Genomic DNA, 13,863 nt, shown 5'->3' on the forward strand with positions numbered 1-13,863 from the left:
TCCCGGTGGCTGAGCTCGTCGAGATCCACGACGCGGACGATCCGCGGCTGGCCGACTACCGCGACCTCCGCGACGTGACGTTGCGGCGTTCGCTCGAGGCCGCGCACGGGTTGTTCCTCGCCGAGGGCGAGAAGGTCGTGCGTCGCGCCGTCGAGGCGGGGTACCCGGTGCGGTCCCTGCTGATGGCCCCACGGTGGCTCGACGGGCTCGCGGACGTGCTCTCCGCCACCGACGCCCCGTGCTTCGTGGTGCCGGAAGCCTTGGCCGAGGCGGTCACCGGCTTCCACGTGCACCGGGGGGCCCTGGCGTCGCTGGAACGGACGCCGCTGCCCTCGGTCGAGGCGGTGCTGGCGGACGCCCGCACCGTCGTGGTCCTCGAGGACGTCGTGGACCACACCAACGTCGGCGCGGTGCTCAGGTCGGCCGCGGCGCTCGGGGTCGACGCGGTGCTGCTCTCACCGCGGTGCGCGGACCCGCTCTACCGCCGCTCGGTCAAGGTCGCGATGGGCGCGGTGTTCTCGGTGCCGTGGACGCGGCTGGAGGACTGGTACGCCGCCCCGTCGCTGCTGGCGGAGCACGGCTTCACCACCGTGGCGATGGCCCTGGGCGAGGACGCCGAGCCGCTGGAGACCGCGGTGGCCGGCCTGGAGAAGGCAGCACTGCTGATGGGGTCGGAGGGCCCCGGCCTGACGCCGCACTGGCGCGCGGCGGCCGACCGGCGGGCGGTGATCGAGATGGCGGCCGGGGTGGACTCGCTCAACGTGGCCGCGGCAACCGCGGTGGCCTGCTACGTGCTGCGGCGCCGCTGAGCAGCGCCGCCGACCAGCACGGCGCGCAGACGCGTACGGAGGCCTCAGGCGGGCCAGCCCTCGGGGTAGTCCTCGGCGGCGGCGTCGTGCTCCTTGACCAGCTTCTTGCGCGGCTTGGCCGCCAGCCTGTCGGCGAAGACCGTGCCCAGCGTGTGGTCGGTCTCGTGCTGGAGGGCACGGGCCAGCAACCCGTCGCCGGCGTACGTCACGGGCTCACCGTCGAGTCCGGTGCCGGTGACGCGGGCGTAGTCGGGCCGGGCGAGCTTCACGAAGGCGCCGGGGTAGGAGAGGCAGCCCTCCTCGTCCTCGTCGAGGCGACGGTCCTTGCCCTCCGCGACCTCCACCTGGGGGTTGCAGACCACTCCTCGGTGCCACACGTCGTCGTCGTCGGGGCAGTCGAAGACGAAGACGGCGAGGTCGACCCCGATCTGGCAGGCGGCCAGACCGACGCCGTCGGCGGCGTACATCGTGGCGGCCATGTCGGCGACGAGGGACCGCAGCTCCTCGTCGTAGGACTCGACGCGGCGCTGCGGGCGGTGCATCACCTCCGCACCCCACCGGGTGACGGGGCGCACGGTGCCGTCCGGAGGGAAGAACGAGGGATCGGCGGACATGGGACGACCCTAGGACGCCACCGGCGGGCAGCGCACCGGGGCGGAGCCGTCCACGCAGCCGCGTGTGGGCTGCGCCACGCGGCGAGCCTGTGGCACGCGTTGTAACTCGCAGTTACAGTCGATGCATGGCGAACACCACCACTCCCCGCAAGCACGGGCTCGCGAGCTCGGAGAGGCCCGACCCGATCGGCTTCGCGGTCGCAGCCCTCAACCGGCTCGCGCAGAGCGACCTCCTCGACCGGGTGGGTCTGCGCAAGACCGCCGAGCAGGTCGTTTACACCACGACCAGGACCGGCTTCTCGACCGTCGGCACCGTCTCGCGTGGGTTCAAGCGGGTGCAGGGCTCGGGCTCGGGCACCCGGACGAAGCCCGCGAACCCCGCAGGTGTCTTCGACCTCACCCCGACCGAGGACGAGCAGATGCTCGTCGACGTCGTGAAGGACTTCGCCGACGAGGTCCTGCGCCCCGCCGCCACCGCGGCGGACGAGGCCTGCGCCGCACCGGAGGACCTGCTGGCCTCCACCCTCGAGATCGGCCTGCCGATCCTCGGGGTCCCCGAGGCGCTGGGCGGCATCTCCGAGGAGCGCTCGGCGATGGCCGGCGTCCTGGTGGCCGAGCAGCTCGCCCGCGGCGACATGGGACTCGCGGTCGCCTCGCTCGCCGCCGGGGCGGTCTCGACGGCGCTCGGGCTGTACGGCGACGAGACCCAGCAGCAGACCTACCTCCCGGCGTTCACCGGGGAGGACGTGCCCGCCGCCGCCTTCGCGCTCAGCGAGCCCACGATGCTCTTCGACGCCATGGAGCCCACGACGACCGCCACCCGCAAGGGCAAGGGATACGTGCTGTCGGGCACCAAGTCGATGGTGCCCCGGGCAGCGGACGCCGAGCTGTTCATCGTCGGCGCGATGCTCGAGGGACGACCGGCGCTGTTCCTGGTCGAGGGCGGCAGCGACGGCATGTACATCGAGTCCGACCCCGGCATGGGCGTACGCGCTGCCGGCATGGGCCGCGTGGTCCTCGACGACGTCGAGGTCGGTGAGATCAGCCTGCTCGGCGCCGACGACGGGTCCACCTACCGCGAGGCCGTCAAGCTCTCCCGGCTCGCCTGGTGCGCCCTGGCGGTCGGCACCGGCCAGGCCGTGCTCGACTACGTCGTCCCGTACGTCAAGGAGCGCGAGGCGTTCGGCGAGCCGATCGCCCACCGTCAGTCGGTGGCGTTCATGGTCGCCAACATCCAGATCGAGCTGCAGGGAATGCGGCTCCTGACGTACAAGGCCGCCTCGCGTGCGGCCCAGGGCAAGGACTTCACCCGCGAGGTCGCCCTCGCGCACAAGGTCTGCAACGAGAAGGGCATGCAGATCGGTCTCGACGGCGTGCAGCTGCTCGGCGGGCACGGCTTCGTCAAGGAGCACCCGGTCGAGCGCTGGTACCGCGACCTGCGCGCCATCGGCGTCCTCGACGGCGGCGTCCTCGTCTGACCCGCCCGGCCCTCATCGACTGCTGACCAGGAGACTCCCGTGATCAATCTCGACGCCCCGAAGAAGTTCCGCCCGCTCGCCGACCAGGCCCACCAGGTCGCGGCCAACATGCTGCGGCCCATCAGCCGCAAGTACGACAAGGCCGAGCACGAGTACCCCACCGAGCTCGACATGCTCGCCGCGATGATCGACGGCCTCTCGGAGTCCGGCGCCGCCAGCGGTGCCGGCGCGGGTGGCGTACGCCGCTCCGAGGACGAGGACGGCAAGAAGAAGCCCAAGAACCCCGAGGGCACGAAGAACGGCACCAACCTCGCCTCGGTGCTCTCGGTCATGGAGATGTGCTGGGGCGACGTCGGCCTGCTGCTCAGCATGCCGCGCCAGGGCCTCGGCAACTCCGCCATCGCCTCGGTGGCGACCGACGAGCAGCTGAAGAAGTTCGAGGGCGTGTGGGCCGGCATGGCGATCACCGAGCCGGGCGTCGGCTCGGACTCCGCCAACATCCGCACCACCGCGGTCAAGGACGGCGACGACTACGTCATCAACGGCGAGAAGATCTACGTCACCTCGGGCGAGCGCGCTGACCACATCGTGGTCTGGGCGACCCTGGACCGTGACCTGGGCCGCGCCGCCATCAAGTCCTTCGTCGTGGCCAAGGGCACGCCCGGCATGAAGGTCGAGCGCCTGGAGCACAAGCTCGGGATCAAGGCCTCCGACACCGCGGTCATCACCTTCACCGACTGCCGCGTGCCGCGGGAGAACATCCTTGGCAACGAGGAGATCGACACCAAGGCCGGCTTCGCCGGTGCCATGGCGACCTTCGACAACACCCGGCCGCTGGTCGCCGCGATGGCCGTGGGGTGCGCCAAGGCCTCCCTGGACCTGACCCGCGACCTGCTGAAGGACGCCGGGGTCGAGGTGGACTACGACGTGCCGGCGCTGCGTCAGTCCGCGGCAGCCGCCACGTTCCTCCACCTGGAGGCGGAGTGGGAGGCGGCGTACCTGCTGATGCTCGAGGCCGCGTGGAAGGCCGACAACCGTCAGCCGAACTCGCTCGAGGCGTCGATGAGCAAGGCCAAGGCCGGCCGCATGGGCTCGGAGGTGACGCTGCGCTGCGTCGAGCTCGCCGGTTCGCTCGGCTACTCCGAGACCGAGCTGCTCGAGAAGTGGGCGCGCGACTCCAAGATCCTCGACATCTTCGAGGGCACCCAGCAGATCCAGCAGCTCATCGTCGCCCGCCGCATCCTGGGGCTCTCCAGCTCCGAGCTGAAGTGACCCGCCTTCCCGTCGTCCGGCGTACGCGGCCGGACGACGGGGAGGCTGGTCGGATGAGCGAGCGCACCGAGACCATCGTCGGCACCCTGACCGACGCCTTCGGCGACCTGATGCGGGCGGACCCGGCCGCCTTCCGCACGAAGTACCGCAAGATGGCCGCCGACCCGTTCGCCTTCTACCGGGGCTCGGCGTGCCTGTTCCACCACGACGTCACCGCCCGCGAGGACCCCTGGGTCGACGACCGCACCGCGCGCATCTGGATCCACGGCGACCTGCACGCGGAGAACTTCGGCACCTACATGGACTCCGACGGTCGTCTCGTGTTCGACGTGAACGACTTTGACGAGGCGTACGTCGGGCACTTCACCTGGGACCTCATGCGCTTCGCCGCCAGCATCGGTCTGCTCGGCTGGCAGAAGGCGCTGCCCGAGGACGCCGTCCGCAGCCTCGTCGAGACCTACCTGCGGGCCTACCTCGACCAGGTGGACCACTACGCCGGGCACGACGACGACGAGTACGCGCTGCGCTTGGACAACACCGAGGGCGTGGTGCACTCGCTGCTGTCCACGGCCCGGGCCACGGCACGCGTGGACCTGCTCGACGGCATGACCGAGGTGCGCGAGGGCCGGCGTCGGTTCCTCGACGACGACTCGACGCGCCGGCTCGACGAGGACGAGCGCACGACGGTCGAGGAGGCCTTCGCGGCGTACGTCGAGACCATCCCCTCCGACAAGCGCATGACCCGCGACGTCTTCTACGAGGTGATCGACGTCGTCGGCAAGCGCGGCATCGGCATCGGGTCGGCGGGGTTGCCGAAGTACAGCGTGCTCGTCGAGGGCTTCAACCAGGCGCTCGACAACGACGTCGTGCTGAGCATGAAGCAGGCGAACGTGCCGGCGGTCTCACGCTTCCTGGACCACGACGCGGTCGAGTCCTACTTCGAGCACGAGGGGCAGCGCACCGTCGTCAGCCAGCGTGCGCTGCAGGCCCACACGGACCCGCTCCTCGGCTGGACCACCGTCGACGGCGTCGGTTACATGGTCTCCGAGGTCTCGCCCTACGAGCACGACCTGGAGTGGGACGACGTCGTGGACCCCGACGTCATGGCCCGCGTGGTCGAGGTGCTCGGGCGGGCCACGGCGAAGGTGCACTGCACCTCCGACGAGGACAGCGAGCAGGACCTCGTGACGTTCCAGGTCGAGGAGGCCGTGGTGTCGTGCCTGGAGGGGCTGCGCGAGGAGTTCGTCGCGGCGCTCGTCGACTTCGGCATCGAGTACGCCGCCACCGTGCGCGAGGACCACGCCCTGTTCGTCGAGGCGTTCCGCGAGGGCCGCATCGGCGGCGTGGACCCCGTCTGACCATCCGCCCGCTCGCCGGCGGCGAACCCACGGCAGACTGTGTCGCGCGCGTCCAGCGCGACGACGCGACCCGCGAGAGGACCTCATGACCGACACCGCTGCCCGTCCCGACCGTGCCATGGGCCCCGGCGGCCACGCCGAGGGCGCCGCCCAGCAGCTCGCCAGGCTCGTCGAGCCGATGTTCGGTGGGTCACTGCCGCTGCGTGTGAAGGCCTGGGACGGGTCGGTGGCCGGACCCGACGACGCCCCGACCGTCGTCGTGAACTCCGCCAACGCCCTCACCCGTCTGCTGTGGCACCCGGGCGAGCTGGGCATGGCGCAGGCGTACGTGACCGGCGAGATCGACGTCGAGGGCGACCTCCTCGACGGCTTCCGTCGTCTCTGGAAGGCCGTCCGCGAGCAGGGGGCCTCCCCGAAGCTGCGTCCCGGCGTGGTGGTCGAGGGTCTGAAGGCGGTCCGCGAGCTCGGTGCCGTCGGTCGCCCGCCGGTGCCGCCGGCGTCGCAGGCCAACCTGCGCGGCAGGCTCCACACGATCGGTCGCGACCGCGAGGCGATCGCGCACCACTACGACCTCTCCAACGACTTCTACCAGTTCATCCTCGACGAGCACATGGCCTACAGCTCGGCCTACTTCACCTCCGACGCGCCCGACTACACGATCGAGGACGCGCAGCGGGACAAGCTCGAGCTCGTCTGCCGCAAGCTCGACATCCAGCCCGGCAGCCGTCACCTCGACATCGGGTGCGGCTGGGGCTCGATGGTGCTGCACATCGCGGAGAACTACGACTGCCAGGTCGTCGGCGTGACCATCTCGAAGGAGCAGAAGGCGTTCATCGACGCCCGCATCGCCGAGCGCGGCCTCGGCGACAAGCTTGAGGTGCGCCTGCAGGACTACCGCGACGTGCCGGACGGTCCGTTCGACACCATCAGCTCGATCGAGATGGGCGAGCACGTGGGGGAGAAGAACTACCCCGTGTACGTCGGGCAGATCCACCGCCTGCTCCGCGACGGCGGCCGCATGGTGATCCAGCAGATGTCGCGCACCACCAAGCCCGGGGGCGGGCCCTTCATCGAGGCGTTCATCGCGCCCGACATGCACATGCGCCCGGTGGGGGAGACGGTCAACTTCATCGAGCAGGCCGGCCTCGAGGTGCGCGACGTGCACGCGATGCGCGAGCACTACGTACGCACCGTGGACGCCTGGTACGCCACCTTCGACGCCAACTGGGACGAGGTCGTCGACATGGTCGGCGAGGAGGTCGCCCGCGTCTGGCGGCTGTACCTCGTCGGCGGGGCGCTGGCGTTCGAGGAGAACCGCATGGGCGTGGACCAGATCCTGGCCGTCAAGCCGTCCAGGGACGGTCGCAGCCACATGCCCTGGACGCGCACCTGGATGTGACGCGCAACCGATCACGGTCGGTCCGACGTAGGCGGGCCGGGATCGGGTAGGAGGCGCCCATGATCGACTGGTCGCTCTTCCTCGTCGGCCTGCTGTGGGCAGCCGTCGCCCTGGTGGTGCTGTTCGGCGGCGTCTTCGCGCTGTCGTTCGTCACCGGCAAGCACGCCGTCGTCGACATCTTCTGGGGGCCTGCCTTCGGTGTGGCTGCGCTCGCGACCTACGTGCACGCGAGTTTCTCCGACGGGGACGCGGCCGCGGGCGTCGACGGGCCCCCCGGAGCCGTTGCCCTACTCACCCTGCTCCTCACCTGGATCTGGGCCCTGCGCCTGGGCGGTCACATCTTCCTCCGCTCGCGCGGCAAGGGCGAGGACCCGCGCTACGAGGACCTGCAGTCCCGCGCCGACGGCAACCCGCAGGTGTTCATGCTGCGCAAGGTCTACCTGACCCAGGCGGCCGTCGCCTGGTTCGTCTCGCTGCCGATCCAGGCGGCGATGGCCACCTCGGCCGGCTTCGGCTGGTTGACGCTCCTCGGCCTGCTCGTCTGGGCGCTCGGCATGTTCTTCGAGACCGTCGGCGACTGGCAGCTGGAACAGTTCAAGAAGGACCCGTCCAACAAGGGCGAGGTGCTGAACTCCGGTCTGTGGCGCTACACCCGTCACCCGAACTACTTCGGTGACGCGTGCGTGATGGTCGGTCTGTTCCTCGTCGCCGTCAGCGCCGACGCCTGGATCTGGGTGCTCGTGCTCTCTCCTGTCGCCATGGTGTTCAACCTGGCGAAGGGCACCGGCGCAGCACTGCTCGAGAAGGACATCGAGGAGCGACGCCCCGGGTACGCCGACTACATCAAGAACACCTCCGGCTTCGTGCCGCTGCCTCCCAAGACGAAGCTCGCCAAGGAGCTCTGAGTCCCCGGAGCGGGGTAGCGTCGCCACGTGGAGTTCCTCGGCGACCGTCCCGCGTACGACCTGACCTACGACGACGTCTTCATGGTGCCGCGCCGCAGCGCGGTCGCCAGCCGCTACGACGTCGACCTCGCCAGCAGCGACGGCACCGGCACCACCGTGCCGCTCGTCGTCGCGAACATGACCGCCATCTCCGGCAAGCGGATGGCCGAGACCATCGCCCGCCGCGGTGGCCTCGCGGTGATCCCGCAGGACATCCCGGTCGAGGTCGTCGAGCAGGTCGTGGCGTACGTCAAGAGCCGTCACACCGTCTACGACACCCCCATCACCCTCACGCCCGACCAGACCGTCGCCGAGGGGCTCGCCCTGATCCCGAAGCGCGCCCACGGGGCGGCCGTCGTCGTCGACGCGTCCGGCGCACCGATCGGTGTCGTGACCGAGGACGACTGCCGCGGGGTCGACCGCTTCACCACGGTCGAGCAGGTGATGAGCACCGATCTGCAGACGTTGCCCGACGGCATCAGCGCACGCGACGCCTTCGACGAGCTCGCCGGACGGCGACGCAAGATCGCACCGGTCGTGGGTTCCGACGGGACGCTCGTCGGCGTCCTCACCCGGGCGGGTGCGCTCCGCTCGACCATCTACACCCCGGCGGCCGACGACGCCGGGAGGCTTCGTGTCGCCGCCGCCCTGGGCGTCAACGGCGACGCGGGAGCGCGTGCCCGGGCCTTCCTGGACGCCGGCGTCGACTGCCTCGTCGTCGACACGGCCCACGGCCACCAGGAGCGCATGGTCGAGGCGCTGTCCCTCGTCCGCAAGGAGTCGCCCACGGTGCCCGTCTGCGCCGGCAACGTCGTCGCCGCCGACGGCGTACGCGACCTCGTCGAGGCCGGCGCCGACATCGTGAAGGTCGGCGTCGGACCCGGCGCCATGTGCACCACGCGCATGATGACCGGGGTCGGCCGACCGCAGTTCTCCGCCGTGCTGGAGTGCGCGGCCGCGGCACGCGAGCTCGGCGCGCACGTGTGGGCCGACGGGGGAGTGCGCCACCCCCGGGACGTCGCGCTCGCCATCGCGGCCGGCGCCAGCCAGGTGATGGTGGGCTCGTGGTTCGCCGGCACCCACGAGTCGCCGGGTGACCTGCACACCTCCCCGGACGGGCGGGCGTACAAGGAGAGCTTCGGCATGGCCTCGGCCCGGGCGGTGAAGAACCGCACCGGCGGTGAGGGCACCGCGTACGACCGGGCGCGCAAGGCGCTCTACGAGGAGGGCATCTCGACGTCGCGGATGTTCCTCGACCCCGCGCGACCCGGCGTCGAGGACCTCGTGGACCACATCTGCGCGGGCGTCCGGTCGGCCGCGACGTACGCCGGTGCCGCCGACCTGACCCAGCTCCACGACCGCGCCCGCGTCGGCGTCCAGTCCGGCGCCGGGTTCACCGAGGGGCGCCCTCTCTCCAGCAGCTGGTGATCCCCGGAGGGGACAAATCGCCGTTCTGCTGAGAGCGGCCCGGTGACGCGCGCAGAATCGGCGCCACCTGTCCGTCACGGGGGGCCGCGGGGCAGGGGATCGACCGACCACGGGTCTCCCGCGCCTGCTCTGGAGTCCGCATGGCCGCTACGACGTCCTCCCCGCTCGGCCGGTCGTTGGCACGCTCCGTGGTCGGGGCCCTGGTCCTCGCCTCGGCGCCCCTTCTCGCGGCGACGCTGCCCACGACGACGCCGGCTGCGACGGCGTCGGCCCTTCCCGCCGCGGCAGGTCCGACGGCCGCTCTCGTCGCCGACGAGGCGTCGCCGGCGGACCGCGTCGTCGTCTACCGTGACGCGTCCGGTCAGGTCGTCCCGCCGGGCCTCGCCCGGCACGTCGACCCGACCTGCAGCGGGACCGGCAGCGACGGGCCGCGGGTGACCGCGATGTACGTGCGCGAGCGCTCGGCGCCGGACCGCTTCGCCGCCTCACGGCCGGTCATCACCGCCGAGCTGCGCTACATCGACGACGTCTTCGCCATGTCCGCCGAGCCGGGCACCGAGGGCCGGCGCGTGCGCTGGTCCCGGTCCGGCACGGGGTGCGCGCCGGAGGTGCTCGACGTGGTCGTCCCGGACGGGTCCCTGCGCTCCTTCGATGCGACCGCACGCGCGCTGGAGGCGCTCGGTCACGACCGCGCCGACCGCAAGTACCTCGCCTTCGCCGATGTCGCTGTCGGTCAGCTGCCCGGCGGCGCGTGCGGGATGGCGTACAAGCTCGACGACGACGTCGCCACCGGCAACGCCAACGACGGCACCCGCGCCCAGCACGCACGCGTGGACCGCGACTGCTGGAGCGTCGACGACCGCACCTACGTCTCGGCCGCCCTCCACGAGCTGCTCCACACCATGGGTGCCCTGCAGGACAGCGCACCCAACTCCTCGGGCTCCGGCCACTGCTCCGACGCCGCCGACGTGATGTGCTACGACGACTCGGCCAGCGGCGGCGGCGCGCCGCGCCAGGTGTGTCCCGAGCAGCAGCGATGGCAGCTCGACTGCGGGCGCGACGACTACTTCAACACCGCCCCGGCGCCCGGGTCGTACCTCGCGACGCACTGGAACCTCGCGTCCTCCTCCTTCCTCGACCCCGCACCCGCGATGCCGGCCGCACCCGTCGGCGTCGCCGCGCCCACGACCCCGTCGACCGTCGCCGGCGAGGTCGCACGCCTCCGGGCCGAGGTGCCGCCCGGCGCCACGGTGCGCTGGGCGATGGACGACCCACGGTGTGACACCGCCGACGCACCGGCCACGGGCCTCGGCTTCACCGTCCGCTGCTTCAACGCCGGCACGGTGATGGTGGACGGCACCGTCGTGGGCGCCGGTCCCACCGCCTCGCACCTGAGCGTCCCGGTCACGTTCACCTCGAGCGGACTGCCTCGTCTCGCGGTCTCCGCACCGCTCGTGACCGGCGCCGGGTCCTCCTTCGACGTCTCCGCCGAGCTCCTCAACCGACGCAGCGGCACCTGGACCACGACCTGGTACGCGCGGCACCCCGACTGCCGCGCGAGCCGGACCGGACCCGAGTCCGCGACCGTGACCTGCGGCGCGGCCGCCCAGGGGGCGCGCGTGCTGGTCGGGGCGGTCTCCACCCGCGCCGAGGACGGGTCGAGCCAGGACCGCTCGGTGCCGGTGCAGATCCAGGAGCCCGGGTTCCCGACCGTGGGCATCCAGGGGCCGGCCCAGGTGGCGGTCGGCGACCCCGCCGGCTTCCGCGCCGTCGTCGAGGGGGCACGCGTCGCGGCGTACGCGTGGAGCAGTCGCGGCGGTCACGGCACGGGTGCCACGGACCGCGCGTCGTACACCGTGGAGCCCCCGGTCTCGACCCAGCGGTCGCAAGACTCCCTGCAGGTCGTCGTCACCCTCACCGACGGCCGCGCGCTGACCCTGAGCACCGGGTACGACGTCGTGCCCGAGCTCTCCGTCCGCATCGACGGTCCCGCGCGACTCGCCGAGGGAGGCAGCGCGACGTACACCGCCCGGACCAACCTCCCCGCCACGGTGACCTGGGAGATCGACGCCGACGACTGCACCGTCACGCCCACGGGCAACCGGGCGACGGTCCGCTGCGGGTCCGGCGCCTCGGGCCCGGTGACCCTGTTGGCCAGTGCGGTCGGCGCCGGCGACTCCGACAGCGAGCGCACCACGGTCACGGTGGGCGGGGCGCCGCAGACGGTGAAGGAGCCCAGCACCACGGCGCTCACGGCGTTCCGGCGAGGGTTCAAGGCGGTCGTGCGCACGGCCTTCGGTCCTGTGGCCAGCGCGCCGGTCGTGCTCAAGGTCAAGGCGCCCCGGCAGAAGTGGAGCAGGGTCGGCGTCGCGCGGACGAACGCCCGCGGCACGGCCGTCTTCAAGATCCGTACGAACGCCCGCGCCACCTACCGGGCCGTGACCAGGGCCGGCACGGGTCACCTCGCCTCGCGCAGCCCTCGGGTCAGGTCAGGTCGATGACGACCTTGCCGCTGGTGTGCCAGGTCGCCACGTGCTCGTGGGCCCGGGACGCCTGCGCGGCCGGGTAGACGGCGTCGACGCGCGGCTCCACCAGGCCCGCGTCGATCCACGCCGCCAGCTGCTCGAGGTCGGCACTGCGCGAGCGCACGGTGACGAGACGGTTGCGACGGGTCAGGCGTACGCGCGCCAGCGCCTCCCCGATGATCGAGTCACGGGTGACGGTGGTGCTGACGTACACGCCGTCCCCGGAGCGGCCCCCGAGCTGGTGCCGGTGCTGCGTCGCGTCACCGCGGCCGAAGACGTCGAGCACGACGTCGAAGGTCTGCTCCAGACGGTCCGCGCGCGTGACCCGGTAGTCGGTCACCTCGTCGCAGCCGAGCTGTCGGGCGAACGCGACGCTGTCGGGACCACAGACACCGTGCACGTGCGCCCCGAGCGCCTTCGCCACCTGCACCGCGAAGTGCCCCACCCCGCCGGTGCACCCGACGACGAGCACGCGGGTGCCGGGACCGGTGTCCGCACAGTCCCGCAGCGCCTGCAACGCCGTCTGCGCCGCCAGCGGCACCGCCGCGGCCTCGGTGAGTGTGAGGCTCGCGGGCGCCCGAGCCGCCTCGTCGCGGTCCAGCAGCACCCGCTGGGCGTGCGCCGCTCCGATGAAGCGGTTGCTCATCGCGAAGACCGGGTCGCCGGGGGACAGGTCCGAGACCTCGGCCCCGACCGCGAGGACGGTGCCGGCGACGTCGAGCCCGTGCGTACGCGGCAACGGATCGCGTGCCAGCGTCTTCGAGAACTTGCCCTGGCGGAGGAAGACGTCCTTCGGGTTGACGCCCCCCGCCGCAGCCTCCAGGAGGACCTGGCGGGGTCCGGGCTCGCCCGGGTCGGGCGCGTCGCGCCACTGCAGCACCTCGGGGCCCCCGAAGCGGTCGTACGCCAGCGCCTTCATCGCGACCCCTGACTCGTCGGTCATCGCACGAACCTCCCGTCCTGGGTGCGGGGGGCGTCCTCGTTGATCGCCTTGACCGCGTCGGTGAGCCGGGAGGCGTCGATCGGACGACGGTGGTCGAGGTGCACGCCGGCGATCATGCAGCGCACGGAGCCCCCCGCCAGCTCGATGGTGGGGATGTCCACCGCGACGATCTCGGCGGTCTGCTCGATCTGCTCGACCTGGGCCGCGGTCAGGCTGCGGCGGGCACGAGCCGACATCGCGAGGATCAAGTGCCGTCCGTCGTGCGGCGCCGGGCGATGCAGCTCGACGGCGTTGCCGGCGAACTCACGCACCTGGGCCTCGGTGAGCTCGATCAGGGCGCGCCCGTTGACCGTGAGCCTCTCGCGCACCTGCTCACGGCGTACGGGGTCGGCGATCATGTCGAGCGCGAAGAGCGCGACGTCCGTGCCGATGCAGGCCATGACGTTCGTGTGGTACACCGGCACCCCGGTCGAGTCGGCGGCGTCGAAGGCCATCGGCTCGTAGCTGAAGTCGGTGCAGAAGCGCTCGAGCACGTGGCTGTCGCCCCGGTGGCTGCGCGCCATGTAGGCGACGCGCGAGATGTTGTCGAGCACCATCGCACCGGTGCCCTCGAGGAAGATGCCGTCCGCCTCCAGCCCGGAGTAGTCCACGATCGTCTGCACGCGATAGGTCGACTTCAGCATCTCGAGCACGTCGGCACGCCGCTCGTGCCGTCGGTTGGAGGCGTACATCGGGAAGATCGCGACGCTGCCGCCGGCGTGGGTGGAGATCCAGTTGTTCGGGAAGACGCTGTCGGGCCGCGTGTGGTCGGCGTCCTCGAAGACGTGCACCGTGACGCCCTGGGCCCGCAGCGTGTCGGCGACGGCGTCCATCTCGGCCAGGGCCCGGGACGCGATCGCCTCCGCGGAGCTGCCTGCGGGCATCGAGGTCTGGAAGGCGTTGTCGGCAGCCGTGGCCGGGTTGGGGAGGAACCGCTGCGCGCGGACGAGGATGACGGAGGTCGGGGCCTGGGCGCTCACGCGCCGAATCTAGTGGCGGCGCCGCGTACGCGGCACAGCGCACGTTGCAGGTCGGTCACGCCGGCGTGCTGGAC

General features: G+C 71.9%; 11 protein-coding genes. 8 read left to right on the top strand and 3 right to left on the bottom strand.

Annotated features, from left to right (window positions below; genetic code table 11):
* Positions 1-5 precede the first annotated feature (5 nt).
* The gene (locus KLP28_15960) at positions 6-809 is read left to right on the top strand and encodes an RNA methyltransferase (protein QWC85008.1); all 804 of its coding nucleotides are present in this window, start codon (positions 6-8) and stop codon (positions 807-809) included.
* A 44-nt stretch (positions 810-853) separates the two neighbouring features.
* Here KLP28_15960 and def read toward each other — a convergent pair whose 3' ends face one another.
* Positions 854-1,423, bottom strand: coding sequence for a peptide deformylase (gene def, locus KLP28_15965; protein ID QWC85009.1), 570 nt, complete (start codon positions 1,421-1,423; stop codon positions 854-856).
* A 125-nt stretch (positions 1,424-1,548) separates the two neighbouring features.
* On the opposite strand from def, the gene KLP28_15970 reads away from it, so the two are divergent.
* The 7 genes from KLP28_15970 (at position 1,549) to KLP28_16000 (ending at position 11,803) form a co-directional block, all read left to right on the top strand.
* Positions 1,549-2,901, top strand: a complete 1,353-nt coding sequence (locus KLP28_15970) for an acyl-CoA dehydrogenase family protein (protein ID QWC85010.1) — start codon at positions 1,549-1,551, stop codon at positions 2,899-2,901.
* A gap of 39 nt (positions 2,902-2,940) precedes the next feature.
* A complete protein-coding gene (locus KLP28_15975) occupies positions 2,941-4,173 on the top strand; it encodes an acyl-CoA dehydrogenase family protein (protein ID QWC85011.1) in 1,233 nt (410 codons plus the stop codon).
* A 53-nt stretch (positions 4,174-4,226) separates the two neighbouring features.
* Positions 4,227-5,531 (top strand): DUF2252 domain-containing protein, encoded by a 1,305-nt coding sequence (locus KLP28_15980; protein QWC85012.1) that lies wholly within the window; start codon positions 4,227-4,229, stop codon positions 5,529-5,531.
* Positions 5,532-5,649: 118 nt separating this feature from the next.
* The gene (locus KLP28_15985; GenBank protein ID QWC87039.1) at positions 5,650-6,930 is read left to right on the top strand and encodes a cyclopropane-fatty-acyl-phospholipid synthase family protein; all 1,281 of its coding nucleotides are present in this window, start codon (positions 5,650-5,652) and stop codon (positions 6,928-6,930) included.
* A 59-nt stretch (positions 6,931-6,989) separates the two neighbouring features.
* Positions 6,990-7,835: a DUF1295 domain-containing protein gene (locus tag KLP28_15990; protein QWC85013.1), complete on the top strand. Its 846-nt coding sequence runs from the start codon at positions 6,990-6,992 to the stop codon at positions 7,833-7,835.
* A gap of 27 nt (positions 7,836-7,862) precedes the next feature.
* Positions 7,863-9,302 (top strand): GuaB1 family IMP dehydrogenase-related protein, encoded by a 1,440-nt coding sequence (locus KLP28_15995; protein QWC85014.1) that lies wholly within the window; start codon positions 7,863-7,865, stop codon positions 9,300-9,302.
* A 140-nt stretch (positions 9,303-9,442) separates the two neighbouring features.
* Positions 9,443-11,803 (top strand): hypothetical protein, encoded by a 2,361-nt coding sequence (locus tag KLP28_16000; protein ID QWC85015.1) that lies wholly within the window; start codon positions 9,443-9,445, stop codon positions 11,801-11,803.
* On the opposite strand, the gene KLP28_16005 is transcribed toward KLP28_16000, so the two are convergent.
* Positions 11,787-12,770, bottom strand: a complete 984-nt coding sequence (locus tag KLP28_16005) for an NADP-dependent oxidoreductase (protein QWC85016.1) — start codon at positions 12,768-12,770, stop codon at positions 11,787-11,789. The genes KLP28_16000 and KLP28_16005 overlap by 17 nt on opposite strands.
* Positions 12,767-13,798 carry an amidinotransferase gene (locus tag KLP28_16010; protein ID QWC87040.1) on the bottom strand — a complete coding sequence of 344 codons (1,032 nt, stop codon included), beginning with the start codon at positions 13,796-13,798 and terminating at the stop codon, positions 12,767-12,769. Before KLP28_16010 ends, KLP28_16005 begins: the two co-directional genes overlap by 4 nt.
* Between the last annotated feature and the right edge of the window lie 65 nt (positions 13,799-13,863).

The sequence above is a fragment of the Nocardioidaceae bacterium genome, assembly GCA_018672315.1.
In the GTDB taxonomy this organism is placed as follows: domain Bacteria; phylum Actinomycetota; class Actinomycetes; order Propionibacteriales; family Nocardioidaceae; genus TYQ2.

Bases quoted from the DNA above. Each gene is read 5' to 3' on its own strand.
- def (QWC85009.1), bottom strand. From the start codon at position 1,423: ATGTCCGCCGATCCCTCGTTCTTCCCTCCGGACGGCACCGTGCGCCCC.
- KLP28_15970 (QWC85010.1), top strand. From the start codon at position 1,549: ATGGCGAACACCACCACTCCCCGCAAGCACGGGCTCGCGAGCTCGGAG.
- KLP28_15980 (QWC85012.1), top strand. From the start codon at position 4,227: ATGAGCGAGCGCACCGAGACCATCGTCGGCACCCTGACCGACGCCTTC.
- KLP28_15985 (QWC87039.1), top strand. From the start codon at position 5,650: ATGGGCCCCGGCGGCCACGCCGAGGGCGCCGCCCAGCAGCTCGCCAGG.
- KLP28_15990 (QWC85013.1), top strand. From the start codon at position 6,990: ATGATCGACTGGTCGCTCTTCCTCGTCGGCCTGCTGTGGGCAGCCGTC.
- KLP28_16000 (QWC85015.1), top strand. From the start codon at position 9,443: ATGGCCGCTACGACGTCCTCCCCGCTCGGCCGGTCGTTGGCACGCTCC.
- KLP28_16005 (QWC85016.1), bottom strand. From the start codon at position 12,770: ATGACCGACGAGTCAGGGGTCGCGATGAAGGCGCTGGCGTACGACCGC.